At 68.5% G+C, this 25765-nt stretch carries 27 protein-coding genes; 18 read left to right on the forward strand and 9 right to left on the reverse strand.

Annotated elements, in window-relative coordinates; all coding sequences use genetic code 11:
- The first annotated feature begins 1 nt into the window (after nt 1).
- Complete coding sequence (locus tag ACGFH6_RS43610) at nt 2–2365, forward strand: caspase family protein (RefSeq protein WP_393397046.1); 2364 nt, start codon at nt 2–4, stop codon at nt 2363–2365.
- On the opposite strand, the gene ACGFH6_RS43615 is transcribed toward ACGFH6_RS43610, so the two are convergent.
- From ACGFH6_RS43615 to ACGFH6_RS43630, 4 genes are read right to left on the reverse strand one after another with little or no spacing between them, the layout of a single operon-like run.
- Complete coding sequence (locus ACGFH6_RS43615; protein WP_393397220.1) at nt 2331–3152, reverse strand: carbohydrate ABC transporter permease; 822 nt, start codon at nt 3150–3152, stop codon at nt 2331–2333. The two genes, ACGFH6_RS43610 and ACGFH6_RS43615, sit on opposite strands and share 35 nt — an antisense overlap.
- Nucleotides 3152–4084 (reverse strand): sugar ABC transporter permease, encoded by a 933-nt coding sequence (locus tag ACGFH6_RS43620; protein WP_360452242.1) that lies wholly within the window; start codon nt 4082–4084, stop codon nt 3152–3154. The genes ACGFH6_RS43615 and ACGFH6_RS43620 overlap by 1 nt, the downstream gene beginning before the upstream one ends.
- Nucleotides 4081–5367 carry an extracellular solute-binding protein gene (locus tag ACGFH6_RS43625; RefSeq protein WP_393397049.1) on the reverse strand — a complete coding sequence of 429 codons (1287 nt, stop codon included), beginning with the start codon at nt 5365–5367 and terminating at the stop codon, nt 4081–4083. The genes ACGFH6_RS43620 and ACGFH6_RS43625 overlap by 4 nt, the downstream gene beginning before the upstream one ends.
- Before the next feature lie 5 nt (nt 5368–5372).
- Nucleotides 5373–6320 carry a carbohydrate kinase family protein gene (locus ACGFH6_RS43630; RefSeq protein ID WP_393397051.1) on the reverse strand — a complete coding sequence of 316 codons (948 nt, stop codon included), beginning with the start codon at nt 6318–6320 and terminating at the stop codon, nt 5373–5375.
- A gap of 210 nt (nt 6321–6530) precedes the next feature.
- Here ACGFH6_RS43630 and ACGFH6_RS43635 point away from each other — a divergent pair, with 210 nt between their 5' ends.
- From ACGFH6_RS43635 to ACGFH6_RS43685, 11 genes are all read left to right on the forward strand, one after another.
- Nucleotides 6531–7283, forward strand: coding sequence for a DeoR/GlpR family DNA-binding transcription regulator (locus ACGFH6_RS43635; protein WP_393397053.1), 753 nt, complete (start codon nt 6531–6533; stop codon nt 7281–7283).
- Nucleotides 7280–8623, forward strand: a complete 1344-nt coding sequence (locus tag ACGFH6_RS43640; RefSeq protein ID WP_393397055.1) for a 6-phospho-beta-glucosidase — start codon at nt 7280–7282, stop codon at nt 8621–8623. Before ACGFH6_RS43635 ends, ACGFH6_RS43640 begins: the two co-directional genes overlap by 4 nt.
- Nucleotides 8624–8795: 172 nt before the next feature.
- A complete protein-coding gene (rpsP, locus tag ACGFH6_RS43645) occupies nt 8796–9314 on the forward strand; it encodes a 30S ribosomal protein S16 (protein WP_393397056.1) in 519 nt (172 codons plus the stop codon).
- Between the two features lie 5 nt (nt 9315–9319).
- Complete coding sequence (locus ACGFH6_RS43650) at nt 9320–9571, forward strand: RNA-binding protein (RefSeq protein WP_131356518.1); 252 nt, start codon at nt 9320–9322, stop codon at nt 9569–9571.
- A 93-nt stretch (nt 9572–9664) separates the two neighbouring features.
- Entirely contained in the window at nt 9665–10213 is a 549-nt protein-coding gene (gene rimM / locus ACGFH6_RS43655) for a ribosome maturation factor RimM (protein WP_393397058.1), read from the forward strand.
- The gene (gene trmD, locus ACGFH6_RS43660; RefSeq protein WP_393397060.1) at nt 10213–11412 is read left to right on the forward strand and encodes a tRNA (guanosine(37)-N1)-methyltransferase TrmD; all 1200 of its coding nucleotides are present in this window, start codon (nt 10213–10215) and stop codon (nt 11410–11412) included. The genes rimM and trmD overlap by 1 nt, the downstream gene beginning before the upstream one ends.
- A 156-nt stretch (nt 11413–11568) precedes the next feature.
- A complete protein-coding gene (gene rplS / locus ACGFH6_RS43665; RefSeq protein ID WP_131355015.1) occupies nt 11569–11928 on the forward strand; it encodes a 50S ribosomal protein L19 in 360 nt (119 codons plus the stop codon).
- A 144-nt stretch (nt 11929–12072) separates the two neighbouring features.
- Nucleotides 12073–12702, forward strand: coding sequence for a signal peptidase I (gene lepB / locus ACGFH6_RS43670; protein WP_238163422.1), 630 nt, complete (start codon nt 12073–12075; stop codon nt 12700–12702).
- Nucleotides 12699–13463 (forward strand): signal peptidase I, encoded by a 765-nt coding sequence (gene lepB / locus ACGFH6_RS43675; protein ID WP_393397062.1) that lies wholly within the window; start codon nt 12699–12701, stop codon nt 13461–13463. Before lepB (ACGFH6_RS43670) ends, lepB (ACGFH6_RS43675) begins: the two co-directional genes overlap by 4 nt.
- Nucleotides 13464–13545: 82 nt before the next feature.
- Nucleotides 13546–14244 (forward strand): ribonuclease HII, encoded by a 699-nt coding sequence (locus ACGFH6_RS43680; protein WP_131517714.1) that lies wholly within the window; start codon nt 13546–13548, stop codon nt 14242–14244.
- A gap of 76 nt (nt 14245–14320) precedes the next feature.
- On the forward strand, nt 14321–14644 hold the full coding sequence (locus tag ACGFH6_RS43685) for a DUF2469 domain-containing protein (RefSeq protein ID WP_012922325.1): 324 nt from the start codon (nt 14321–14323) through the stop codon (nt 14642–14644).
- A 313-nt stretch (nt 14645–14957) separates the two neighbouring features.
- Here ACGFH6_RS43685 and dprA read toward each other — a convergent pair whose 3' ends face one another.
- The 4 genes from dprA to ACGFH6_RS43705 form a co-directional block, all read right to left on the reverse strand.
- Complete coding sequence (gene dprA, locus ACGFH6_RS43690) at nt 14958–16055, reverse strand: DNA-processing protein DprA (RefSeq protein ID WP_393397065.1); 1098 nt, start codon at nt 16053–16055, stop codon at nt 14958–14960.
- Nucleotides 16056–16375: 320 nt separating this feature from the next.
- Nucleotides 16376–17953 (reverse strand): YifB family Mg chelatase-like AAA ATPase, encoded by a 1578-nt coding sequence (locus ACGFH6_RS43695; protein ID WP_393397067.1) that lies wholly within the window; start codon nt 17951–17953, stop codon nt 16376–16378.
- Nucleotides 17953–18309: a YraN family protein gene (locus ACGFH6_RS43700; RefSeq protein WP_393397069.1), complete on the reverse strand. Its 357-nt coding sequence runs from the start codon at nt 18307–18309 to the stop codon at nt 17953–17955. Before ACGFH6_RS43700 ends, ACGFH6_RS43695 begins: the two co-directional genes overlap by 1 nt.
- Before the next feature lie 76 nt (nt 18310–18385).
- Entirely contained in the window at nt 18386–20014 is a 1629-nt protein-coding gene (locus ACGFH6_RS43705) for an APC family permease (protein WP_393397071.1), read from the reverse strand.
- A gap of 136 nt (nt 20015–20150) precedes the next feature.
- Here ACGFH6_RS43705 and ACGFH6_RS43710 point away from each other — a divergent pair, with 136 nt between their 5' ends.
- From ACGFH6_RS43710 to ACGFH6_RS43720, 3 genes are all read left to right on the forward strand, one after another.
- Nucleotides 20151–21092, forward strand: a complete 942-nt coding sequence (locus tag ACGFH6_RS43710; protein WP_393397073.1) for a tyrosine recombinase XerC — start codon at nt 20151–20153, stop codon at nt 21090–21092.
- A 63-nt stretch (nt 21093–21155) separates the two neighbouring features.
- On the forward strand, nt 21156–21635 hold the full coding sequence (locus ACGFH6_RS43715; protein ID WP_131354981.1) for an Rrf2 family transcriptional regulator: 480 nt from the start codon (nt 21156–21158) through the stop codon (nt 21633–21635).
- A gap of 68 nt (nt 21636–21703) precedes the next feature.
- On the forward strand, nt 21704–22123 hold the full coding sequence (locus tag ACGFH6_RS43720) for a VOC family protein (protein ID WP_393397076.1): 420 nt from the start codon (nt 21704–21706) through the stop codon (nt 22121–22123).
- On the opposite strand, the gene ACGFH6_RS43725 is transcribed toward ACGFH6_RS43720, so the two are convergent.
- Nucleotides 22120–22761, reverse strand: coding sequence for a M23 family metallopeptidase (locus tag ACGFH6_RS43725; protein WP_393397078.1), 642 nt, complete (start codon nt 22759–22761; stop codon nt 22120–22122). The two genes, ACGFH6_RS43720 and ACGFH6_RS43725, sit on opposite strands and share 4 nt — an antisense overlap.
- Before the next feature lie 301 nt (nt 22762–23062).
- On the opposite strand from ACGFH6_RS43725, the gene rpsB reads away from it, so the two are divergent.
- The 3 genes from rpsB (at nt 23063) to pyrH (ending at nt 25760) form a co-directional block, all read left to right on the forward strand.
- A complete protein-coding gene (rpsB, locus tag ACGFH6_RS43730; RefSeq protein WP_393397080.1) occupies nt 23063–24040 on the forward strand; it encodes a 30S ribosomal protein S2 in 978 nt (325 codons plus the stop codon).
- Between the two features lie 84 nt (nt 24041–24124).
- A complete protein-coding gene (gene tsf / locus ACGFH6_RS43735; protein ID WP_393397082.1) occupies nt 24125–24943 on the forward strand; it encodes a translation elongation factor Ts in 819 nt (272 codons plus the stop codon).
- A gap of 55 nt (nt 24944–24998) precedes the next feature.
- Nucleotides 24999–25760 carry a UMP kinase gene (gene pyrH / locus ACGFH6_RS43740; protein ID WP_238163420.1) on the forward strand — a complete coding sequence of 254 codons (762 nt, stop codon included), beginning with the start codon at nt 24999–25001 and terminating at the stop codon, nt 25758–25760.
- Nucleotides 25761–25765: the final 5 nt, after the last annotated feature.

Below are 25765 nucleotides of genomic sequence, written 5' to 3' on the forward strand. Positions count from 1 at the left end.
GATGGACGGCAGGAGGGTCGCGCTCGTCATCGCCAACGACCAGTACGACGATCCCGGTCTGCGCAGGCTTGTCGCGCCTGCCCAGGACGCGGCCGCACTGGCGGAGGTGCTGGCGGATCCGTCGGTCGGTGGGTTCGCGGTGCAGGTCCTGCACAACGAGTCCGCCCAGGAGATCCGGTTCGCGGTCGAGGACTTCTTCGCCGATCGCGCGCCGGAGGACCTGCTGTTACTGCATTTCTCCTGCCACGGTCTGAAGAACTCCGCGGGTGAGCTGTTCCTGGCCGTCGCCGACACCAAGCCGACCCGGCTCGCGTCGACCGCGCTGGCCGCGGACTTCGTCAACCGGCAGATGGCGGACAGTCGCGCGCAGCGGATCGCGCTGTTCCTCGATTGTTGTTACGGCGGCGCGTTCCCGCGGGGCATGGTCGTGCGTGCGTCCGGTGAGGCGCAGGTACGCGACGCCTTCGTCGGTCAGGAAGAGGTCGGCGGTGGTCGTGGACGCGTGGTGGTGACGGCCTCCAGCGCGATGGAATACGCCTTCGAGGGCGGGCAGTTGGCGACCGACGCCGCCACGCCGGCGCCGTCGGTGTTCACCAGCGCCGTGGTCGACGGTTTGACGACCGGCGAGGCGGATCGGGACGGCGACGGGTGGGTCGGGCTCACGGAACTGGTCGGGTTCGTCACCGATCGGGTCCATCGGGTCACTCCGAATCAGAACCCGCAGATGTGGACGTTCGGATCGCAGGGCGAGCTGCTGATCGCGCGCAGCCGGGTCCGCCGGATCACGCCCACGCCGCTTGCGCCGGCTCTGCTCGAGGCGATGGAGAGTCCGTTGCCGGCGGCAAGGTTCGGCGTGGTCGACTACCTGCGCGAACGGTTGGACGGCGACGACCTCGGGCAGGCGTACGCCGCCTGGCAGGCACTGCACCGGATGGTCGCCGACGACAGCCGCAAGGTGTCCGAGGCCGCCGGCGAGGCGATCGCCTCAGCGGTCCCGCGGGTGACGCCTGGCGAGGTCGTACTCGGCGAAGATGTGCCGAGCGTTGAGCTGCAGGTCGAGGGCCCGCCGATCGCCCGAACTGCCGTGGCGTCGCCCGGCGCCGCGTGGGTCCGGGTCGAGCAGGACGGTGTGACTGTCCGAGTGAGCGCCGACCCCGCAGACCCAGGCAACAACGAGTCCTCGCTCATCGTCGCCGGCCCAACCGGCGAATGCACAGTCCCCGTCCACCTAACCCTCCCCAAAACCAACCCCGAGCCACCCCCTCCCACCGAACCAGCACCCGCATCCGAGGAGCGCGTCCAGCCGCTCCCCGTGTCCGAGCCAGCACTCCTGTCCGACCCGGCACCCACGTCCGCCCCGCAGTCCGACACAGCTGCCACGTCCAAGACATCTGTGTCCCAGCCGGATCCTGAGCCGGTTGCGGCGCTCAAAGCGGCGCCTGCTACCGAGCCGGGCCGAGTGTCCGAGCCGGAGCTCGAGGCGGTTGCCGAGTCGAAGCCGGCACCTGTTGCCGAGCTGGCTACTGCGTCCCAGCCGGAGCCTCAGACGGCTGCAGCGTCCAAGCCCTCTGAGTCGACAGCCAAACCTGCGTCGCAGCCTCTGACTTCGGCGGAGCGCGGGCTTGGAACCGCGCCTCCGTGGTGGGCGGTTGCCGTGCTGGCGCTTGGTTCGGTGGCGCTCGTCTATCTGAACTGGCCCGGTCCTCTGCATTCGCAGTACTTGTGGAGCCACAGCGATACCGGGTGGTGGGTGTACCGCAGCTGGGGCGACGCTGTGATCCTGTCGTCGGTCTGTGCGGTGGTGGCGAGCCTGGTTGCTAGGTGGTCCGGACCGCTGGCGCTCGGTGTCGTCGCCGGGTGTGCGCTGTCGGTGCTCGAGGACGGCGTGGTCATCCTCGGCGGAGGCATCTCGGCGGACGAGACCACACCGTGGGCCCTCTCGACGGTCGTCACGGCCGCGATGGTCGCCGTACTGCTGATCGTGCTTCGGCCGACCAGTTGGCGGTACTGGCCCGTCCCGGTCGCGGCCGCGGCGCTGGTCGTTGCCGGCGGCGTCTTGATCCTGGTCAGCGCCCTGATCCACCACCCCGACGGCTATTCCTGGTTCACGGTCACGAAGCTGGCTCTGATCGAGCCCGTCTTTACAGCGGGCCTCGGGTGGCTCGCTGTGGCGGCGACCGACAAGCGAAGCCGGATCTGGCTGGCTGCGGCGGTGACGACGTTCGCAGTGATGAGTTGCATCTCCGTCATCCCCGCCCTGACCCAGGGCAGCTCGCCGCCGGCCTTCATCACCGCCGTCCTCGGCAACGTGTTGGTCGTGGTCGGTGTGCTCAGCCGCGAAGTGCGCCTTCAGTCGCGCCCTTGATGAACTGGCGGGCGAAGAGGGCGAACACGATGATCAGCGGAATCATCGCCAGCAGGGCACCGGTCATCACCATGCTGTAGTCGACACCGTGGGACCGGTTCAGCTGGGACAACGCCACCTGGAGCGTGAGGTGGTCGGGGTTGGTGAGCACGATCAGCGGCCAGAGGTAGTCGTTCCAGGACGCGACGAACGTGAAGATGCCCAGGAACGCCAGCGCCGGCCGGGCCGACGGGAGCGCCACGTGCCAGTACGTCCCCATGAACCCGCAGCCGTCCAGCGTCGCCGCCTCGACCAGTTCGTCGTGAATGGAGCGCTGGAAGTACTGCCGCATCCAGAAGATGCCGAACGCGTTCGCCGCACCCGGGATGATCAGTGCCTTCAGCGAGCCGACCCAGCCGAGCGCGACCATCGTCTGGAACTGCGGGATGGTCGCCAGCTGGGCGGGCAGCAGCATCGTCGCCAGCAGGATCACGAACAACACGTTCCGTCCCGGGAACCGGAACTTCGCGAACGTGAACGCGGCCAGCGAGTCGAAGAACAGCACCAGCACCGTGGCCGAGACCGCCACGATCGCCGAGTTGCCCATCGACTGGAAGAACGCGATGTTCGTCAGCACATGGTGGATGTTGTCGTCGAGCTGCGAGCCGAAGGTGAACTTCGGCGGGAACCGGTAGATGTCGGCCGTGGTGTTGGTTGCCATCACCAACGACCAGTAGAACGGGAACAGCGAGATCAGTGCCGTCACCCCGAGGCCGACGTGCAGCAGGATCCGTCCGCGTCGCCTGATCATGAATCACTCCTGCCCCGGAACAGCCGCCAGTTGATCGCCGTCACCAGCAGCACGAGCATGAAGATGCTCAAGGCAACGGCTGCCGCGTAGCCGTAGTCGTTGGCGACGAACGCCTGGGTGTAGAAGTACATGACCGCGGTCAGACCGCTCTGGCCCGCGCCACCGCTGGTCCCGACCATCACCTGCGGTTCGGTGAACGTCTGCAGACCGCCGATCGTCGACATGATCACCGTGAACAACACCACCGGCCGCAGCTGCGGCAGGGTGATCGAGAAGAACGTCCGGACCGGTCCGGCGCCGTCCACCTTGGCCGCCTCGTACTGCTCGGTCGGGATCGCCTGCAATCCGGCCAGGTAGATGATCGTGTTGTACCCGGTCCACTGCCACACGATCATCGTCGAGATCGCGATCTTGATGCCCCACGGCTGCCCGAGCCAGTCCTCGGTGGGCAGTCCCAGCGACCGCAGGCCGGCGTTGATCAGACCGAAGTTCGTACTGAAGATCGCACCGAAGAAGATCGCCGCCGCGACCAGCGAGGTGATGTTCGGGACGAAGTACGCGAACCGGTACACGCTGCTGAACCGCACCGCCGAGTGCAGCATCACCGCCAGCAGCAGCGCCAGGCACAGCGTCGGTGCGGTCGACATGACGAACAGCACCAGCGTGTTCCACAGCGACAGCCAGAACGTGTTGTCCTCGATCAGGAACTTGAAGTTCTGCAGCCCGACCATCTGCCGCGCCCCGAGCCCGTCCCACTTCTGGAACGCGAGCAGGATCGTGGACGCGACCGGGTACAGCCCGAAGACGACGAACAGGATGTAGAACGGCGACAGGGCCAGGTAGAACCGCCAGTACGACCGGACCGGACGTTTCCGCCCGGATCCCGTCGTACCGACGTCGCTGCGGGGCGCCGTGGCGGTCAGGGTCACTGCACGCCCTGACGTTTGCCGATCTGCTTCGCCTGCGCGACCGCGTCCTTCCAGGCCTGCTCCGACGACTTGCTGCCGGACTGCACGGTCTTCAGCTGGGTCCCGTACGGCGCTCCGACCGCGGAGTCGAGCGGTGCTTCGTACGCGATCGGGATGGCCTTGGCGGCCGGACCGAACACGTCGATCGGGACCTGGCCGCCGAAGAACGGGTCGGCTGCCTTCAGTTGCGGCATGTCGTACGCCTTCGGGGCGGCCGGGAAGATCTGGGCGTCGGCGAACGCCTTGGCCTGGTTGTCCGCGCTGAGCATGTACTTGATCACCTCGAACGCGGCGGACGGGTCGGCGGCGTTCTTGGTGATGCCGAGGAACGAGCCACCGAAGTTCGCCGGGCCGCTCGGGGTCGGCGCCAGCCGCCACTTGCCCACGCTGGTCTTGCAGGCCGCCTTCACGTCCAGCGCGACCCACGCCGCACCGGCCAGCGCCGGCACCGTGCCCTGGTCGAGTCCGGCGTTCCAGTCCGGCGTACCGCCGAGGGTCTTCGCGTCGACCTTGGTGTTGATCGCCTTGACCGCCAAGTCCCAGGCGCGGCGGATGTGGTCCTGGTCGCCGATGAACTTGTTGTCCTTGTCGATGTAGCGCTCGGTGCCCTGGCTGACGATGATCCCGTACATGTCGGTCGCGTCGGACACGATCAGCGCCTTCGGGTTCTTCGCCTTCAGCTCCAGGCCCGCGGCCAGCAGGTCGTCCCAGGTCTTCAGCTGCGCGGCCACCTCGTCCGGCTTGCCGGGCAGTCCGCCGGCGGTGAAGACGTCCTCGCGGTAGAACAGCGCGGTCGGGCCGATGTCGATCGGGATGCCGAGCAGCTTGCCGTCCAGCGTGGTGGCCTGCTTGACCTTCCACTCCAGGTAGTCGCCGAGGATGTCCTTCGCGCCGACGGTGTTCAGGTCGACGAACCGGTCCGCCTGCGGCAGCCAGGAGGCGATGTCCTCGCCCTTGAGCCCGGTGATGTCGGGGATGTTGGTGCCGCCGTTGAACGTGGTCAGCAGCTTCTGCTTGAAGTCGTCGCCGATCTCGGAGTACTTGATGTGCTGGTCCGGGAAGTGCGCGATGGTGTCGTCCAGCACGGTCTTGCCCAGGCCGCCCGGCCAGCACCACAACGCGATGTTGCCCGTGGCGTTCTTCTTCGTGGACGAGGCGTCCATCCCGGACGAGCAGCCGACGAGGGAACCGCCGAGCATGGCTGCGAAGCCCCCAGCGAGCAGCGTCCGACGTGAGAGCTCCATGGTTCTTACCTTCCTGAGTGGGCGCTGATCAGCGCTTGGAGGTGGTGGTCTTCGGGATGCGCGGCCTGCCAGGCCGCCAGGTCCTCCCAGCGGGGCGCCGCGTCGGCACCGCCGAGCCGGGTCACCGACAGGGCCGCGGTGAGCGCGGCGAAGCGCACCCGCAGGTCGAGCGGCAGGTCCCACAGCGTGGCCGCGATGAAGCCGGCGGCGAACACGTCACCCGCCCCGGTGGTGTCCGCCGCCTGCACTGGATACGCCGGTACGGCGACCCGCTCGCCGGTGCCGGCGTCGATCGCCAGGGCGCCGGCGGCGCCGTTCGAGACGACGACCTGCGGCACCAGTTCGGCCAGCCGGTCGAGCGCCTGCTCCGGACTGTTCGTCCGGGTGTAGTTCATCGCCTCGTCGGCGTTCGGCAGGAACACGTCGCAGTGCTCGAGCTGGTCGAGTACTGCGGGATCCCACTGCTCCGACGGGTCCCACCCGACATCGGCGAACACCACGCAACCGGCCGCCTTCGCCTTCGCCAGCCACTCGTTCGGCCAGGGGCCGATGTGGGCGGCGACAGCGCGAGCGGCCGGCGGCGCAGTGATCAGCTCGTCGGCCGACAGCAGGGGAGGGGTGCCCCGGGTGACCAGTGCCCGATCGTTGTCATAGGCAAGGGCCACCGTCAACGGGGTCCGCCAGCCGGCGAGCTTGCGGGAGAGAGTCAGATCGATGCCCTCGTGTGCCAGCCGGTCCCAGACGCTGTCGCCGTCGGGATCGGCGCCGAAGGCCGCGGCCAGGCCCGTGTGCAGGCCGAGCCGAGCCAGTGCGACGGCGAAGTTCGCGATGCCGCCCGGGCTCTCCTGCGAGTCGGTGGCCCACACCTCGGTGCCGGGCCGCGGCGGAGTAGGCAGGCCGAGCACCAGGTCCTGAAAGACCAGGCCGGACACGACCACGTCCAGCGAACTCATCCACGTCCTCGCTTCGCTCCGGGCGCGGATGACGCACAAGTCACGCTGTGCCTGATGGTGAACTCGCTCCGCTCGCTCACTTACGCTCCACCACACTTCTGCAGGGTCGATCAAACTCGTGCATGAATCTTGAAACGCTTGCTCAAGATGCGCAATACCTGATCATAACTTTGACTGAAAATGACGGAGTTTGCGTGATACGGTCTGGGTGTGTTGCCGAAGCAGCGACAGGACCAGATCATCCGCGCGCTCCGGGCCGACGGGGCCGGGGGCGTCAAAGTGCTGGCCACGCGACTCGGGGTCAGTGAGGCGACGATCCGACGCGACCTCGAGCAACTGCACGCGGAAGGCCGATTGACCCGCGTGTACGGCGGTGCGCTCGCGGTCGACGGTGGCGACGAGCCGTTCGCGGACGTCAACGCCGTCCATGCCGCGGAGAAGGACCGGATCGCGCGGCGGGCCGCTGAGCTGGTGAACGACGGTGAGTCGTTGCTGCTCGACATCGGTACGACGGCGTTGCGCGTCGCCCAGCATCTGCATGGCCGGTCGTTGACGGTGGTCACCAGCAACCTCGCCGTACTGGAGGAGCTGGAGAACGACGAGCACATCGAGCTGATCGTGCTCGGTGGGTTCGTCCGGCGGAGCTACCGCTCGCTGGTGGGGTACCTGACCGAGGAGAGCCTGCGGCAGATCCATGTCGACTGGCTGTTCCTCGGCACCAGCGGAGTGCGGCCGGACGGGCGGGTGATGGACAGCACGATGATCGAGGTACCGGTGAAGCGCGCCATGATCCAGGCCGCCGACCGGGTGGTACTGCTGGCGGATGCGACGAAATTCCCGGGCCACGGCGTCGGGCGGGTCTGCGATCCGGGGGAGCTGTTCATGGTGGTGACCGAGCCCGGCGCCGACGAGGTGACCCGGGCCCAACTGACAGAGGCGGGCGTACAGGTGGTGCTTGCGTGAGACTGACAATCCTTGGCGGTGGGGGATTCCGGGTGCCGCTGGTGTATCAGGCGTTGCTCGGGGACCGGGGTACGGGCCGGATCACGTCGGTGGCGCTGTTCGACACCGATCGGACTCGGCTGACGTCGATCGCGGCGGTGTTGCGGCAGCAGGCCGCGGGCGTCGCGGACGCGCCGGTGGTGACCGAGACGACTGACCTGGACGAGGCGCTGCGCGGTGCGGACTTCGTGTTCTCCGCGATCCGCGTGGGCGGGCTGGAAGGGCGGACCGTCGACGAGCGGGTCGCGCTCGACCTCGGCGTACTCGGTCAGGAGACGGTCGGGGCCGGTGGGATCGCCTATGGACTGCGCACGGTGCCGGTTGCGGTGGGGATCGCCCAGCGGATCGCAGCGGTGGCGCCGCAGGCGTGGGTCATCAACTTCACCAACCCGGCCGGGATGGTGACCGAAGCGATGATCCCGTACCTGGGCGACCGGGTGATCGGGATCTGTGACTCCCCGTCCGGACTGGGGCGCCGGGCCGCGCTGGCGCTCGGGGTGGACCCGTCGACCGCGTTCTACGACTACGCGGGGCTGAACCACCTGGGCTGGCTGCGGGGCTTGCGGTCCGGTGGAGTCGACCGGCTGCCGGCGCTGCTGGAGTCCTCCGACGCGTTGTCGTCGTTCGAGGAAGGGCGGCTGTTCGGGGCGGACTGGTTGCGGTCGCTGGGCGCCATTCCGAACGAGTACCTGCATTACTACTACTTCGCCCGCGAGACGCTGGCCGCCGTACAGGCTGTGCAGCAGACGCGGGGCAAGTTCCTGCTGGAGCAGCAGTCCGCGTTCTATGCGGAGACGGTTCGGCATCCTGAGCGGGCGCTGGAGTTGTGGCAGAAGACCCGGGCCGAGCGTGAGTCGACGTACATGGTGGAGAGTCGCGAGGTCGCGGATGCCGGCGAGCGCGACGAGCGGGACATGGCCGCCGGCGGTTACGAGCAGGTCGCGCTGTCGCTGATGCGGGCGATCGCCCACAACGAGCGCGCCTCGCTGATCCTCAACGTGCGCAACCGCGGGGTGCTGCATCACCTGGACGACGACGCGGTGGTGGAGATCCCGTGCACGGTCGATGCGAACGGCGCGCTGCCGCTCACGGTGTCCCAGTTGACCGACCACCAGGCCGGGCTCATCTGCTCGGTCAAGGCGGTCGAGCGCTCGACGATCGAGGCTGCCGTCAGTGGCTCCCGGTCCGCCGCGCTGCGCGCCTTCGCCTGGCACCCCCTGGTCGACTCCGTGACAGCGGCCGGCAAGCTGCTGGAGTCGTACGCTGAGCAGCTGCCGGACCTGGCCCGGTTCCGGGCTTGACACCGGATTGGTTGGTGGGGTCGGAATCTGGCACAATGGCCTGCTGAGTCCGTCCAGGTTCGTGCAGCCCTCTAACTCCACTGCCCGGCCGGCCCATTCGAGTGGTCACCCGTTGTCCCCACGACGCTGTGCTGCTCACCCAGACATGTAATCCGAGGGAGACCCCACAAACGTGGCAGTCAAGATCCGTTTGAAGCGCATCGGCAAGAAGCGTGCGCCGCACTACCGCATCGTCGTGATGGACGCCCGGACCAAGCGGGACGGTCGCGCCATCGAGGAGATCGGGAAGTACAACCCGAAGACCGAGCCGTCGTTCATCCACGTCGAGTCGGACCGGGCGCAGTACTGGCTGAGCGTCGGCGCGCAGCCGACCGAGGCCGTCGAGGCGATCTTCAAGGCCTCCGGCGACTGGCAGAAGTTCAAGGGTGAGGCCGCTCCGGCGCCGCTGCGGGTCAAGGAGCCCAAGCGGGACAAGCAGGAGATCTTCAACGAGGCGCTGGCCGAGGCCCACGGCACGCTGAAGACCGAGGCCACCACCGCCAAGAAGTCGGCGGCGAAGAAGGCGGACAAGAAGGACGACGCGCCGAAGGACGAGGCCGCCAAGGCCGACGCTCCCCAGGCTGAGGCGCCGAAGGCTGAGGCCGCCGAGGCCCCGGCTGAGGCCGCGCCGGCCGACGACGCCAAGGCCTGACCATGATGGAGACCGAGGCGCTCGAGCACCTGGTCCGTGGCATCGTGGACAACCCCGACGAGGTCAGCGTCCGGGCCCGGAACCTGCGGCGTGGCCGCACCCTCGAGGTGCACGTCCACCCCGACGACATCGGCAAGGTGATCGGCCGCAACGGCCGGACCGCCACCGCGATCCGCACCGTGGTCGGTGCGCTCAGCTCCGAGTCGTCGATCCGGATCGACTTCGTCGACGAGTTCAACCGGCGTCCGCGCCGCTGACTCGCAGCAGTTCCCCGAAGGGCCGCACCGCACTGGTGCGGCCCTTCGCCATATCCTCGGGTCCATCGTGTGTGTAGAGAGAGGTTTGTGCGGGTGTTGGTGACAGTCGGACGGCTCGGCCGGGCGCATGGGATCAAGGGCGAGGTCGGCGTCGACGTCCGGACGGACGAGCCGGACCTGCGGTTCGCCGACGGCGCGACCGTGGTGACGGACTCGAAGGTCCCGCGCAAGCTGACCGTCGAGGCGAGCCGGTGGCACAGCGGGCGGCTGCTGGTGAAGTTCGCCGAGGTGCCGGACCGGACCGCGGCCGAGCAACTGCGCAACCTGTTCGTGCAGGCCGAGGTGGCCGAGGACGCCCGGCCGGAGGACCCGGAGGAGTACTACGACCGCGAACTGGTCGGCCTGGCGGTCCGGACCGCGGAAGGCGCTGAGGCCGGTGAGGTGATCGACGTCGTCCACCTGCCGTCGCAGGACCTGCTGGAGATCCGGCGTCCGGCGGGCAACGCCGTACTGGTGCCGCTGGTCGAGGCGCTCGTGCCCGAGATCAATCTGGACAGGCAGTACGTCGTCGTGGCCGACCGGCCGGGTCTGCTGGACCCGGAGGGCGCTGACGTGGTTCCGACCGAGCCGGGCGCCGACTGATGAGGCTGGACGTCCTCACGATCTTCCCGGAGTACCTGGCCGCGCTCGACGTCTCCCTGGTCGGCAAGGCGGCGAAGAGCGGCCTCCTCGACATCCGCCTCCATGACTTGCGCGACTGGACCCACGATCGGCACCGGACCGTCGACGACACCCCGTACGGCGGCGGTGCGGGCATGGTGATGCGGCCGGAGCCATGGGGAGAGGCGCTGGACGCTGTCGCGCCCCCGGACGGCCCTTCGCAGCCTCGTCTGATCGTGCCAACGCCGGCGGGCCGACCGTTCACCCAGGAGCTCGCGTACGAGCTTGCCGCCGAGCCGTGGCTTGCGTTCGCCTGCGGCCGCTACGAGGGCATCGACGCGCGGGTGGCGTCCTACGCGGCGGAGCGGATGCGCGTCGACGAGGTCTCGATCGGCGACTACGTGCTGAACGGCGGGGAGGTCGCCGTACTCGTCATGGTCGAGGCTGTCGCCCGTCTGCTGCCCGGCGTCATCGGCAACCCGGAGTCGTTGGCCGAGGAGTCCCACTCGGGCGATGGTCTGCTGGAGTACCCGGTCTACACGAAACCGCCGGTGTGGCGCGGGTACGACGTACCCGAGGTGCTGCTGTCCGGCAACCACCGTCTGATCGCGGAGTGGCATCACGACGAGTCGGTACGACGTACTGCGGAGCGCCGGCCCGATCTGCTGGCGGCGTGGGGCGATGCGGTCGCGGGGAAGGACGATCCGGCGTCGGAGGTACGGCTGCTGCCGGCCACGGAGGCGGACGCGGGGGAGATCCACACGCTCCAGTTGGCCGCGTTCCTCTCGGAGGGGCGGATCTACGACGACCTGACCATCCCGCCGCTCACGGAGGAGCCGGCCGCGAGTGTCGAGCGGCTCAAGCAGGGCGGCGTACTCAAGGCCGTGGCCGGTACCAGGATCGTCGGGTCGGTGCAGCTGAGCGTCGACGGTGAGGTGGGCCGGATCGAGCGGTTGATCGTCGCGCCGGACTGGCAGGGGCGTGGTCTGGGTCTCCGGTTGTTGCGGGTCGCGGAAAAGCTCGCTCCGGTCGAGGTCACGTCGTACGAGCTGAACACCGGTGCGGAGAGTGAGCGGAACCTCGGGCTGTACCGGAAGGCCGGTTACCGTGAGGCACGACGCGAGCAGCAGACCGCGAAGGTCGAACTGGTGGTGCTGACCAAGCGTCGCAGGCGGCGCTGATTTCGGTTCCGCTGGGCCGGTGTGGCAAGATTGCTCGTTGCTGCCCTTCGGTGCTCCTGCCACAGGGGGTGACCACCGACCGGCAGCCTTTCGATGACTTCATCACCACCGAGATTCGTGGGTGACCTGTGGCACGCGCGAGGAAGAGACACCCTGATGAGCAACATCCTGAACGAGCTCGACAACGCGAGCAAGCGCGACGACATCCCCGCCTTCCGTCCCGGTGACACCGTCAAGGTGCACGTCAAGGTCGTCGAGGGCAACCGGTCCCGCGTCCAGGTGTTCCAGGGTGTCGTGATCCGGCGCCAGGGTGGTGGCCTGCAGGAGACCTTCACGGTCCGCAAGGTCAGCTTCGGTGTCGGCGTCGAGCGGACCTTCCCGCTGCACACCCCGATCGTCGAGAAGGTCGAGGTCGTGACCCGCGGTGACGTCCGCCGGGCCAAGCTGTACTACCTGCGTGAGCTGCGCGGCAAGGCAGCCAAGATCAAGGAGAAGCGGGACGTCCCGGCCTCCTGAGCGTCGTAGCGACGACGGTCACCTATGGCGCCGAGCACTGCGACTCGCGCTCGCCCTCGCCCGGTCGCCCGGAGGGCACGTCGCAGTAAGGGACGTCACCGCAGGCTGAAGCAGCGCAACCCGCTGCTCAGCCTGCTCATCGAGATGAGCACCGTCACGGTGCTCGCCCTCGTCATCACGGTGGTACTGCGGCTGTTCGTCGCGGAAGCGTTCTACGTACCGTCGGAGTCGATGTACGACACGCTGACCACGAACGATCGCATTCTGGCCGAGAAGATCAGCTACATGCACCGGGACGTGGACCGCGGCGACATCATCGTGTTCAAGGACCCCGCCAACTGGCTGAACGAGGCCCAGACCGAGCCCGGCCCGTTCCGCCGGGTCGGCGAGTTCGTCGGCATCCTGCCGCGCAGCGGCGAGGGGCACCTGGTCAAGCGGGTGATCGGCGTCGGCGGCGACAAGGTGATCTGCTGCGACCGCTCGGGCCGGATCACCGTCAACGGCATCCCGCTGGACGAACGCGAGTACCTGCTCAAGGACGCGAAGCCGTCCGAGCTGCCCTTCAGCGTGGTGGTGCCGCCAGGCCACCTGTGGGTGATGGGGGACAATCGCGCCGAATCCGCCGACTCCCGCGCCCATATGGGCGGCCCCGGTGGTGGGTTCGTGCCGGTCGAGAACGTGGTTGGCCGGGCCTGTTGCGTAATCTGGCCGTCTGACCGGATGACGATGCTGCGTCCTCCGGAAACCTTCAAGAAGCCGGGGCTGAAGAAGTGACCGATACACCGACGAAGACGGACGAGAACCCCGCGCACCGGTCGGGCTTCGCGGCCGCCGCTCGCGAGTTCGTGCTGATCGTGGTCGGGGCGCTCATCGTCTCGTCGATCCTGCGGGCGTTCGTCGGGCAGATGTTCATCATCCCCAGCGAGTCGATGGAGAACACCCTGCTGGTCGGCGACCGCGTCGTGGTGGAGAAGCTCACCGACGTCAAGCGCGGCGACGTGGTCGTGTTCGAGGACCCGGGCGGCTGGCTCGGCCCGGAGGAGAGCGGCCAGAAGCGCGGGTCGATCGGCCGGTTCTTCGAGATCGTCGGCCTGCTGCCGGACTCCAGCCACGGCCACTTGATCAAGCGCCTGATCGGCATGCCGGGCGACAAGGTCGCCTGCTGCGACGAGAAGGGCCGGCTGCTGGTGAACGGCCAGCCTCTGGACGAGACCAGTTACCTGTACCCGGGCGACGCACCGTCCCAGATGGAGTTCCAGGTCACCGTTCCGGCCGGGCGCGTGTTCGTGATGGGTGACCACAGGTCTGCCTCCGGCGACTCCCGCGTCCATCTGAGCGACGTGGACGCCAACGGCAACAATCCCGGCGATGCCGCGTTCGTCCCGATGGACAAGGTCACCGGCCGCGCCATCATGATCGTCTGGCCCGCGGGCCGCTGGGGCAAGCTCGGCGTCCCCGACACCTTCAAAGCAGTCCCGGCGCCCGGGCCGGCGCCGGACAAACCCTCGATATCCCTCACCCCACCGCCCAAATGACGAGACCCCGCTCAGCGGGGACGTCGGTGGTCATGCCTAGGGTGGTCGTGCCTAGGGTGGGAGCTGTGATGCGGAGGGCTGGATGAGCGTGTTGCCGCGTGGGAGCACGGTACGGCGCGATGCCGGGCTGTACGGGTACGAACGGGCGCTGCGCCGCGTCGGCCTGGATCCGATCGCCGGCGTGGACGAGGCAGGCCGCGGACCGTGCGCGGGACCGCTGGTCGCGGCCGCGGTGATCCTCCCGGAGGGCAAGCGCGGCCAGATCCCGGAGCTCGCCGACTCGAAGCTGTTGACCGCGAAGGCCCGTGACCGCTGCTACGACGAGATCCGCAAGCGCGCCCTGGCCTGGTCGGTCGTCGCCATCGAGTCCACCGAGTGCGATCGCCTGGGCATGCACGTCGCCAACGTGGAGGCGCTCCGCCGCGCGCTCTTCCGCCTCGACGTGCGCCCGGCGTACGTGCTGACCGACGGGTTCGGCGTCGACGGGCTCGGCGTACCTGGCCTCGCGATCTGGAAGGGTGATCGTGTGGCCGCATGTATCGCTGCCGCGTCAATCATCGCGAAGGTGACGCGGGACCGGGTGATGGAGCACTGGGACAAGGTGTACCCGCAGTACGGTTTCGGGATCCACAAGGGCTACTGCACGCCCGAACACCAGGCGGCGCTGGACGAATACGGCCCGTGCCCACAACATCGACGGCGGTTCGAGAATGTCCGCCGCAGTCTGCGGCCCGATATGGGACAGAATGTGACCAGTCCCACCGGAGTGGAGAGCCGATGAGCGAGCGCAGCGAGCGCCCAGACAAGCACAGCGCTCTCAGCGCTCATGCCGGAACCGAGCGTTGCGAGGTGGAGGTATGAGCGCTGACGACCTCGAGAAGTACGAAACCGATATGGAGCTGCAGCTCTATCGGGAGTACAAGGACGTCGTCGGGATCTTCAAGTACGTCGTGGAGACCGAACGCCGCTTCTACCTGTGCAATGCGGTCGACCTGAAGGTCCGCACCGAGGGCGGTGACGTGTACTTCGAGGTGACGATGGCCGACGCGTGGGTCTGGGATGTCTACCGGTCCGCCCGCTTCGTCAAGAACGCCAAGGTCGTCACCTTCCGCGACGTCAACATCGAAGAACTGGCCAAGTCTGACCTGGAAGTCCCCAAGGACTCCGACTTCGGCCGCTAACCCCGCCGACTCCAACCCCACCCCACCCCAGGGCGGGGCAGTCGGCGTGAGGCCCCAGCCAGCGCGGGACTGTTTCGGCCGGTGACCTGGCCGGCTCCGACCCAGCCAACCTCAGGATGGGGCAGTCGGCGTGAGGCGCCAGCCGGGTGGGGTGGTTCGGCCGGTGCGTGGGCCGGCTCCGACCCAGCCAACCTCAGGGTGGCGTGGTCGGTGTCGGGCGCCAGCCAACCTCAGGGTGGGGTGGTCGGTGTGGGGCGTCAGCCGGTTGGGGTGGTTCGCCGGTGACCTGGGTCGGCTCCGGTCTCGGCCGACCTCAGGGTGGGGTGGTTGGTGTTAGGCGCCAGCCGGTTGGGGTGGGGTGGACCAGGGCGAGGGCGGCGAGGGTTTCCAGGCAGGACTGGGTGGTGGGGAGATCCAGGCCTGCGGTGGTGGCTATGCGGGTGGCGGGCGCTGGGTTGACGACCGGGACGGCGTCGAGGGTGCGGCGGACGTCGTGGGGCAGGTCGTCGCTCGGGTTCTTGGGGGCTTGTGGGTGCGGCGCGAGGCCGGTGCCGAGCGGGGAGACGGCCTCGATGATCTCGGCGACGCTCGTGACGAGTACGGCGTCCCGTTCGCGGACCAGGAGATGGCTTCCTGCGGACATGCGGGACGTGATCGGTCCTGGCACCGCGAGGACGGCACGTCCGCACTGCTCGGCCCAACCTGCGCTGTTCAGCGCTCCGCTCCGGACCGCTGCCTCGATGACGACCGTGCCGAGCGTGCCCGCCGCGATCAGCCGGTTGCGCGCGAGGAACCGCAGCTTGGTCGGTGAACACCCCGGTGGCAGCTCACTCACCACCAACCCGTCCTCCACGATCCGGCTGAACATCGCGGAGTTGCTCTTCGGATAGCTCGTATCAACGCCAGAAGCCAGCACGGCGACCGTCACCCCGGAACCAGCCAGCACACCCCGATGCGCCGCAGCATCGATCCCGTACGCCCCGCCTGACACGACCGTGATCCCGTTGTCCGCCAGCCCACCTGCGAGCTCCGCCGCAACATGCTCGCCGTACGACGAACACGCGCGAGCACCAACCATCGCGACCGATCGCGCAAGCGTCTTGCGCAGATGCGCCGGCCCACGGACCCAAAGCCCGAACGGCACGCCGGCCCGACGAGTCAGCTGCCCGGCCTCGGCCAGCACCTCCACCTGCTCGGGCCACTCGTCGTCTCCAGGGATCACGAATCGCGCTCCTGCAGCAGCCGCCCGCTCGAGGTCCCGCTCAGGCTGCGCCGCAGCCAGCCGCGTGGACCACCGCTCGGTTCCTGGCGCCTTCCCCCGCAAGAGCTCCCAGATCTCCAACACCTCCATCCCTGCGAACGCCTTCAAGGCCGCCAGATCCCCGGGCTCCACCACCCGCGACAAACCCACCCGAACCAGCCGCTCCTCATCCCCGTCCCCGCCGGCTTTGGCGGTCCCCCCACCACCCGTCCCGCCAACCCCATCCACAGCCATGCCATCCATCGCCACCCCATCCACCACCTCAGCTCCACCCACCGCCCCCTCCGCAACCGCCACCGAGGCACGCGCCTCAGCCGCGGAGGTGCTGGATGCCCGAGGCAACGTCATCGGGGGAGAGGTCGCACACGTGCTGCCACGGGATGGGGCCGCAGGCAACTGATTGCGTGAGGTGATTGCAGAGGCCGGCCCATGCGAGGCCAGGTTCCTTGGAGCCGTGATGCAGTTGAGCGTCATGCAGGGATTCCTTTGAGAGGGCGCGTGTCGGAGAGGTCGGTCAGGGGTTCGCCGGCGCGGAGTTGGAAGGCTTCGTGGGTCAGGGCAACGGTTGGTTGGTCGAGGCCTTGGAGATCTGCGAGGGTCCACGCCACTCGGACGACGCGGTCGAAGCCGCGGGCCGTGAGGCGGCCGGCCGTGTAGAGGTCCTCGAGAAGTTCGTGACTGGCGGCGTTCAACGGGAACTCGCGCCGCAGCACCGGACCAGGGACCTCGCTGTTGAGGATCCAGCCGGTCTCGCGATAGCGGTACGCCTGCCGGTCGCGAGCCGCCTTCACGCGCTCGGCCACTGCCGCGGTCGACTCGGAGACCTCGCGGTCGGCGACCCCTCGTGCGGCCGGCAGGATCTGCCGTTGAATGTCGAGGCGATCCTTGATCGGTCCACTGATCCGCTGCCGATACCGCGCCAGCACCTGCGGCGTGCAGTTGCAGATCGCGTTCCCGGCGCCGGACATGCCGCAGGGACACGGATTGGCCGCGAGCACGAGCATGAAGCGGGCCGGGAACTTCGCCACAGCCGCCGACCGGTGGACCTCGATGTACCCGGACTCCAGCGGCTGCCGCAGCGTGTCGAGCGTCAGCGGATGCATCTCGGGCGCCTCGTCGATGAACAGGATCCCGCGATGCGCACAGCTGATCGCCCCCGGCCGCGGCATACCAGAGCCACCACCGACAAGACTGGACAGCGACGCGGTGTGGTGCGGCGCGATGAACGGCGGACGCACCACCAGCTCGGCGTCGTTGGTCAGCAGCCCGGCCAGCGAATGCACCGCGGACACTTCGAGCGAGTCGTCCGTGCTCAGGTCCGGCATCAATCCGGCCAGCCGCTCAGCCAGCATCGTCTTGCCCGAGCCCGGCGGCCCGTGCAGGAACAGGTGATGCCCGCCCGCGGCCGCGGCTTCGATCGCTCGTCGCCCCTCGTGTTGACCGATGACGTCGTCCAGATCGACCTCAGGAACCCGGGTCAGCGACTCGGACAGCAACCGGGGCTCGGCCCGCGGCGGTGCCTCGTCCGGGATCTCGGTGCCACGCAACAGAGCAAGCACCTGCCGTAGCGAGCGCACGCCGTACACCTCGATGCCGGGCACGAGGCGCGCCTCGCCCGAGTTGAGCTCCGGGACGACGATGCGCTCGAAGCTGGAGCGGGCCGCGGCCAGGGTCATCGCGAGCGCACCACGGACCTCGCGGATCCGGCCGTCCAGGCCGAGCTCACCGATGATCGCGGTCTGCCGCAACGACTTGGCGTCGATCACTCCGGCGGCCGAGAGCAAGGCGAGCGCGATGGCGACGTCGTAATGCGAGCCGGTCTTCGGCAGGGTGGCCGGTGAGAGGCCGATGGTGACCTTGCGATCGGGGAATCGCTCCCCGCTATTCACCACCGCGGCGCGGACCCGATCACGGGCCTCGGACAACGATGCGTCCGGCAGGCCGATGAGCGTCGTCTTGGGCAGGCCTTGCGCGATGTCGGCCTCGACCTCGACCAGGTGGCCTTCGAGGCCGACCAGCGCGACGGACCACGTCTGTGCGAGCGCCATCAGGCCGCACCTCGCAAGTGGTCGACCTGCGGCGCCGTGTTCTGGTCGAGGAGCACGGCGACGACATCGATCCGGATCGCGCCGGGTTTGAGCTGGTGGATCTGCAGCCAGCGACCCGCCAGCTTCCGCAGCGTGGTCAGCTTCCGGTACGTGATCGACTCCAGCGGGCTGCCGTAGTTCAGCCCGCGCCGGGTCTTCACCTCACAGACGACAAGCGTGTCGCCCTCGCGCGCGACGATGTCGATCTCGCCCAGCTCGCAGCGCCAGTTGCGCTCGAGGATGGCGAAGCCCTCTCCGGCCAGATACCTGGCGGCGAGGTCTTCGCCGTACCGTCCGACGGCGTTCTTGGTCCGCATCGATGACCACCTCCGGCAGAGAACATGCCGGGATCAGGCCTCGATTTCGGACCTCACTTTCTGCCTGTGGACAACCTCAGTTGCGCATGTGCTTGCCGCGCGTCGGCTTCTGTGGCGGCGTGCGGACAGCGCGCAACTCGTTCGGCCGTTCGCCAGGCTGCTCGGTGCGGATCGCCTGCAGACCGCCGGTCCCAGGGTCGGTGTCGCCGATGTCGTAGTCCCAGCTGTCCTCGTTGGCCAGCCGGCTGTGCCAGCGCCCGTACAGCCCGTAGATCGCCAGGCCGATGACCATCCAGATACCGAACTTCGTCCACGTGCTCGTCTTCAGGTTCAGCATCAGCCACACCGTCGCGGCCAGCGACAGCAGCGGGATCAGCGGCACCATCGGCACCCGGAAGCCACGCTCCAGGTTCGGCTCGGAGCGACGCAGAGTGAGAACGCCGATCGCACAGAACGCGAAGCAGAACAACGCGCCGATGACCAGCAGTTCCTCGAGCTCCAGCACCTTCGGGTAGAGCGTCAGCGCCAAAGCCGCGAAGCCGGCAGCGGCCGCGGCGCGGGCAGGGGAGGAGTACACCCGGCTGACCCGTCCGAGGCTCTTCGGCAGCAGACCGTCGCGGCCCATGTTGAACAACACGCGGCTCTGCGCGATCAGCACCACCATGATCACTGTCATCAGCGCGAGCAATGCACCCAGGTTGACCACCTTCGCGGCCCACCCGACCCCTGTTGCCGCCAATGCTTCGGAGACCGGTGCGCTGCCGCCCAGCTCGCCGTACGGGCGCATTCCGACCAGAACCACGGCCATCGCGATGTAGAGGATCGTGACGGCGCCGACGCCGAGCAGCATGCCCTGCGGGACCGTCTTGCGCGGGCTGCGCGCGTCCTCGGACGCGGTGGCGATCAGGTCGAACCCGATGTAGGCGAACACGATCGAGCTCGCGGCCGTGAAGATGCCCATCATCCCGAACGAACCGAACGACGAGTCCAGGATCCAGCCCAGCAGGGTTGGACTGGCGGTCGCGGGCGCGGCCCGGGCCATCGGCACGAACGGGTGGTAGTTGTCCATGTTGATGTGCGCCGCGCCGACCACCACGACCAGCACGATCACGGCGACCTTCGCGATCACCACCACGGTCAGCACCCGGGCGGACAGCTTCGTCCCGGTCACGATCAGCGCGGTCAGGATCAGCAGCAGCAGTGGCGCGACCAGGTTGACCTTCGCATCCGGGCCGAAGAACTTCGCCACGCCGTCGGGCAGCGTCAGTCCGAACCCGTCCAGTGTGGCCAGGAAGTACGCCGACCAGACGCGGGCGACGATCGCGGCCGCGGTGACAAGTTCCAGCACGAGCGCCCAGCCGACCAGCCAGGCCCACATCTCGCCGAAGGTCACATAGCTGAAGGTGTACGCGCTACCCGATACAGGAATCGTGGACGACAACTCGGCGTAACAGGCCGCGGCCAGCACACAGACGATCGCCGCGATGACGAACGACAAAATCACGGCCGGACCGGCGACTTTGGCCGCCTGGTTGCCGCTGATGCTGAAGATGCCGGACCCGATCATCACGCCCAGGCCGAGTACGACCAGATCGCGACGACCGAACAAGCGCGGCAGACGGTGCCGTGCGTCCTCGACTCGAGTGAACGCCGACTCGACCGGCAGGCGCCGGCCTACGGTCTGTCCGTTCGCTGAGGGGGCCATGGTCAGGGGTGCCTCCGTTGCTACTAGGGCAATCGGGCCGAACAGTAGTCGACCGTCGGGCTATCGACCAGACCTCCTCTCCTCGGCCCCCGCGCGGTGCCTTGCGATGCCGCGTCGGCTCCCGCATCGTCGAGGCATGACGCCGGACGATGTCAGCGCGAACCCTTCCTGGCCGGAAGGTTTCACTGCGTTACTGGCTGACTACGAACGGCATCTGGCGGCGGAGAGGGACCTCAGCAGACATTCGATCAGAGCGTACCGTGGCGACGTCGCGGATTTACTCGAACATTTGATTCGGCTTGGTCACGATGATCTCGAAGCCTTGGATATCCGAGGGCTGAGGTCGTGGCTGGCCAAGCAGCAAAGCCTCGGGAAGGCGCGCAGCACGATGTCGCGCCGCGCCACCGCCGCGCGTGTCTTCACTGCCTGGGCGCAGCGAACCGGCCGGATCAGCACGGATCCGGGCGCGTTGCTGGCCAGTCCGAGGCCGCACAAGACCCTGCCGGGAGTGTTGGGGCAGTCCGACACCCGTGCCGTGCTCGACGCGGCGGCCGTGGCGGCGGACGACGGCAGCCCGATCGGCCTGCGTGACCTCGCGATCATGGAGTTGCTCTACGCGACCGGCATCCGCGTCGGCGAACTCTGTGCGCTCGACATCGACGACATCGACACCTCGCGCCGAGTCGTCCGCGTCTTCGGCAAGGGTCGCAAGGAACGCTCTGTCCCGTACGGCGTGCCGGCCTCGGATGCACTGCGGCGCTGGCTCGACGAGGCCCGCCCGCAGCTGGCGCGGCAGGGGAGTGGGCCGGCGGTGTTCCTGGGTGCCCGTGGCGGCCGAATCGATCAGCGAGCGGTACGACGCCTTGTCCACGAGCGGATCGGAGTCGTCGACGCCCCCGACCTGTCGCCGCACGGTCTGCGCCACACGGCGGCAACCCACCTGCTCGAAGGTGGTGCCGACCTTCGCAGCGTCCAGGAACTGCTCGGCCACGCATCGCTGGCGACCACTCAGATCTACACCCACATCTCCACCGATCGCCTGCGCCGGGCCTACGAACAGGCTCACCCTCGGGCCTGATCTGCCGGGCTGTCCGCGGGTGGATGCGGCGAGCGGGTGCGGGGATGGGGCAGACTGCGGTTCATGCGGGTTTCGGCGAAGTCTGACTATGCGTTGCGGGCGCTGATCGAGATCACCCAACGATGGGTGGCGAACGACCCGTCGGTCGTGTCGGCCGAGGAGCTCAGCCGTGCGCAGGGCATTCCGCATGGGTTCCTCCAGGGGATCTTGGCCGACCTCCGGCGTGCGGGGATCCTGGCGAGTCAGCGGGGACAGTCCGGCGGCTGGAAACTCGCCGTGGACCCGAACGAGATCTCGGTCGCCGACGTGATGCGTGCGGTGGACGGACCGATCGTGAGCATCTCCGGGGTGCGGCCCGAGAGCGTCGCGTACAACGAGCGGGCCGTCGTACTGCAACGCGTGTGGATCGCCGCCCGCGCGAGTCTGCGGGACGTGCTCGAGCACACCACGCTCATCGATCTCGCCAAGAACAAGCTCCCGGCCGGCGTCGAGCGTCGCTCCCGCGACGAGGACGCCTGGCAAGCGCGCGTTCCGGGCAGCTGACCTCTCCCAAGACCCCGATCCGACTGTTACAGTGTGGCCTTATATAAGCCGTGACTACAGGAGGACTTATGGCTGAGCGGAAGCAGAAGACCACCACGTTCCTGATGTTCCAGGACGGCAGGGCCGAGGAGGCGATGAACTTCTACCTGTCGCTCTTCGACAACGCGGAGGTCGTCTCGATCACTCGCTTCGGGTCGGAGGGGCCTGGCGCCGAGGGCTCGGTGATGCATGCGATCTTCACGTTGGCGGGTCAGCAGTACATGTGCAGCGACAGCCCGGTGCAACACGGGTTCGACTTCACGCCGTCGATCTCGCTCTGGGTCGACTGTGCGGACGAGGCCGAGATCGACCGCCTGTTCGCCGTCTTGTCCGAGAAGGGCAAGGTGATGATGCCGCTGGGGGAGTACGGCTGGAGCCGGAAGTTCGGGTGGGTCGGCGACCGGTTCGGGATCTCGTGGCAGCTCAACCTGGCCCAGAGCGTGTCCTAGTGCCGCTTGAGCAGGAGGCCGCCGGCCAGGGCCAAGGCCGCCGTACTGGCGACCACGATCGCGCCTGTCCGGTTGGAGCTTGAAGCCGGCGGTGAAGCGGTCGAGCGCACCGGCTGCGGAGGTGGCGGCGCGGTGGTGTGAACCGGCCGCTCCTCGACAGGCCGCGCAGCGCCCGCGGCCGGCGCGGATCTCAGGGGGAGTAGACGGACCGGGCGGTCCGGGAGCAGCGTGAGCGGATTGAGGTAGCGCTTGCCCTCGATCAGTCCCCAGTGAAGGCAGGTCGCGGGTGAGCAGTGTGAGCCCGCGCCCGAGAGGTGGCCGATCACCGTGCTCGTGGTGACGGGAGTGCCCACGGTGACGGCTGGGACGACCGGCTCGTAGGTGGTTCGGCGCGCGCCGTGTGAGACCGCGACCACGCCGCGGCCGGCGAGCTGACCGGCGTACGTGACGGTGCCGGAGGTTGCGGCGCGGACGGGTTGGCCGGGCGAGCCGGTCAGGTCGACGCCGCGGTGGCCCGGGAGCCAGGGTTTGGCGGGCAGTTCGAAGCCGCGGACGACCTCGGGGCGGGGTTGGAGGGGCCAGTTCGCAGGATCCGGGCCCGCGGTGGCGAGGGTCAGGGCGAGAAGGACGACGTTCATGCCTGGAACATGCCGTCGAAACCCCTGATTTCCGGCGGTGAGTTCGGGGCTGTGGACAACCGGGCCCGGTTCGCTTTGGGCCGGGGTGGTCCCGTACACTTCCGGTGGCGTCCCATGTGAGTGGGACGACTACGCATGCCCGCACAACAGCGCGCCTCCCTCGGTCCCGGGACCTCCCGGGTGGGTTGCGTGCCGACGGGCATCAGGCACGGCGGACCGCCCCGGTCCGCCGCGAGACAACCGAGACTGCGCCGACCGGACCGAACGAACCCGGGAAAGCGCGACAGGAGGCAACACCCTCATGGCCGTCGTGACCATGAAGCAGCTCCTCGAGAGCGGCGTGCACTTCGGGCACCAGACCCGGCGCTGGAACCCCAAGATGAAGCGCTACATCCTCACCGAGCGCAACGGCATCTACATCATCGACCTGCAGCAGTCGCTGTCGTACATCGACCGCGCCTACGAGTTCGTCCGCAGCACGGTCGCCTCGGGCGGGGCGATCCTGTTCGTCGGCACCAAGAAGCAGGCCCAGGAAGCGATCGCCGAGCAGGCGACCCGGGTCGGCATGCCGTACGTGAACCAGCGCTGGCTGGGCGGCATGCTCACCAACTTCCAGACCGTGAACAAGCGGCTCCAGCGGCTCAAGGAGCTGGAACTGCTCGACTTCGACGACGTGGCGGCCTCGGGCGTCACCAAGAAGGAGCTGCTGCAGAAGCGGCGCGAGCACGACAAGCTGCTGAAGACCCTCGGTGGTATCCGCGACATGGCCCGGGTTCCGGCCGCCGTGTGGATCGTGGACACCAAGAAGGAGCACCTCGCCGTCGACGAGGCGCGCAAGCTGAAGCTGCCGATCATCGGCATCCTGGACACCAACTGCGACCCGGACGAGGTCGACTTCCCGATCCCGGGCAACGACGACGCGATCCGCTCGGTCGGCCTGCTGACCCGCGTGGTCGCCGACGCCGTCGCCGACGGTCTGATGGCCCGCTCGGGTCAGGGTGCCGCCGCTGCCGGTGAGGAGCTCGGCGCCGAGGAGCCGTTGGCCGCCTGGGAGCGCGAGCTGCTGGAGAGCCAGAACGGCACCTCCGAGGCCAAGTCCGCCGAGGGCGACGCCGCGAAGGCTCCGGAAGCGGCCGAGGCGCCGACGGAGGCCGCCGCCGAGGCGCCGGCCGCCGCTGCCGAGGAAGCCCCGGTCGAGGAGACCCCGGCTGCTGCCGAGGAGACCCCGGCCGTCGACGCCGTGAAGGCCGACGAGGCCCCGAAGGCCGACGAGGCCTGACAGCCCTGAGTCGCCGCCCGGTTCACACCGGGCGGCACTCGAGCCCGCCCATCCAGCCGCATCGACAAGACGAGAGAACGAGGAATGGCGAACTACACCGCCGCTGACGTGAAGAAGCTCCGCGACGCCACCGGCGCGGGCATGATGGACGCGAAGAAGGCGCTCGAGACCACCGACGGCGACTTCGAGAAGGCGATCGAGGAGCTGCGCATCCACGGCGCGGCCAAGGCCGCCAAGCGGGGCGCCGAGCGCTCCGCCACCAACGGCCTGGTGGCCGCGGCGGAGAACGCGCTGGTCCAGCTGAACTGCGAGACCGACTTCGTCGCCAAGAACGAGCAGTTCCAGCAGCTGGCCGCCGACATCGTCGCGCACGCTGCCGCCAGCAAGGTCGCCGACGTCGAGGGCCTGCTGAACGAGAAGCTGTCCGACGGCAAGAGCGTCGCCGAGAACATCGAGGCGCTGGCCTCGGTCATCGGCGAGAAGCTCGAGCTGGGCAAGGTCGCCGTGTTCGACGGCCAGGTGACGGCGTACATGCACAAGCGTGCCGCCGATCTGCCGGCCCAGGTCGGCGTGCTGGTCGAGTTCGAGGGCGACAACGTCGAGGCCGCGCGTGGTGCCGCCATGCAGGCCGCCGCGATGCGCCCGCTGTACACCACCCGCGACGAGGTCCCGGCCGAGACGGTCGAGAACGAGAAGCGGATCGCCGAGGCGACCGCCCGCGAGGAGGGTAAGCCGGAGCAGGCTCTGCCGAAGATCGTCGAGGGCCGGGTGAACGGCTTCTTCAAGGACGTCGTCCTGCTCGAGCAGGCGTCGGTCCAGGAGAGCAAGAAGACCGTGAAGGCCGTGCTCGACGAGGCCGGCGTGACCGTGAAGCGGTTCGCCCGCTTCGAGGTCGGCGCCTGAGCTTCGGGATCTTCGAAGGATCAGCAAGACAGCAACGATCGAGGAGGCCGGAATCGTGACGGAAACCCTGGGTACCGAGACGAGTCCGGCCTCTTCGCCGTTCGCGCCGGCCTATCACCGGGTGCTGCTGAAGCTGTCGGGTGAGGTGTTCGGCGGCGGCAAGCTCGGCGTCGACCCCGACGTGGTGAACTCCATCGCCAAGCAGATCGCGGGGGTGGCCCGGGCCGGCGTCCAGGTCGCCGTGGTGGTCGGCGGCGGCAACTTCTTCCGCGGTGCCGAGTTGCAGCAGCGCGGGATGGAGCGCAACCGGGCCGACTACATGGGCATGCTGGGCACGGTGATGAACTGCCTGGCGCTGCAGGACTTCCTGGAGAAGCTCGGTATCGAGACCCGGGTGCAGACCGCCATCACGATGGGTCAGGTCGCCGAGCCGTACATCCCGCGCAAGGCCGAGCGGCACCTGGAGAAGGGCCGCGTGGTGATCTTCGGCGCCGGTTCCGGCATGCCGTACTTCTCCACCGACACGGTCGCCGCGCAGCGGGCGCTGGAGATCGGCGCCGAGGCGCTGCTGATGGGCAAGCAGGGTGTGGACGGGGTCTACGACTCCGACCCGAAGAAGAACCCGGACGCGGTGAAGTTCGACCAGTTGTCGTACGACGACTTCCTGGCCCGCGGACTGCGGGTCGCCGACGCCACCGCGATCAGCCTGGCCCGCGACAACGCGCTGCCGATCGTGATCTTCGGCCTCGAGGAGGGCAACATCGCCCGGGTCGTGCACGGCGAGAAGATCGGGACCATCGTTTCTCCCGGTCAGTAGTCCCC

This window comes from Kribbella sp. NPDC049227 (assembly GCF_043197265.1).
Taxonomy (GTDB): Bacteria; Actinomycetota; Actinomycetes; order Propionibacteriales; family Kribbellaceae; genus Kribbella.